At 66.3% G+C, this 412-nt stretch carries 1 protein-coding gene; it reads right to left on the reverse strand.

The window, feature by feature from the left end; all coding sequences use genetic code 11:
* A partial coding sequence (locus I6F21_RS38175; RefSeq protein ID WP_225184441.1) for an NCS2 family permease occupies nucleotides 1-412 on the reverse strand: 412 nt, incomplete at both ends.

Below are 412 nucleotides of genomic sequence, written 5' to 3' on the forward strand. Positions count from 1 at the left end.
GCCCGTGAACAGCTTCCGGCCGGAGTACGTGATGAAGCCGAACGCGACTCCGTTGGCGATCGAGTAGGTGAACGGCATCATCAGTGCCGTCAGCACGGCCGGCACGGCCTCGGTGGTGTCTTCCCAGTTCAGGTCGACCAGTTCGCGCAACATCAGGCACGACACATACAGCAGCGCGGGCGCCGTCGCGTACGCCGGCACCACACCGGCCAGCGGCGAAAAGAACAGGCACAGCAGAAACAGCGCGGCCACCGTCAGCGCAGTCAGCCCCGTCCGGCCGCCGGCCTGCACACCCGAAGCGCTTTCGATATAGGCAGTGGTCGACGAGGTGCCCAGCAGCGAGCCCGCCATGATGGCCGTGCTGTCCGCCAGCAGCGCCTTGTTCAGGCGGTCCATCTTGCCCTGCTTGAGC

Origin of the sequence: Bradyrhizobium sp. NBAIM03 (genome assembly GCF_020194055.1) — a bacterium.
Taxonomy (GTDB): domain Bacteria; phylum Pseudomonadota; class Alphaproteobacteria; order Rhizobiales; family Xanthobacteraceae; genus Bradyrhizobium; species Bradyrhizobium yuanmingense.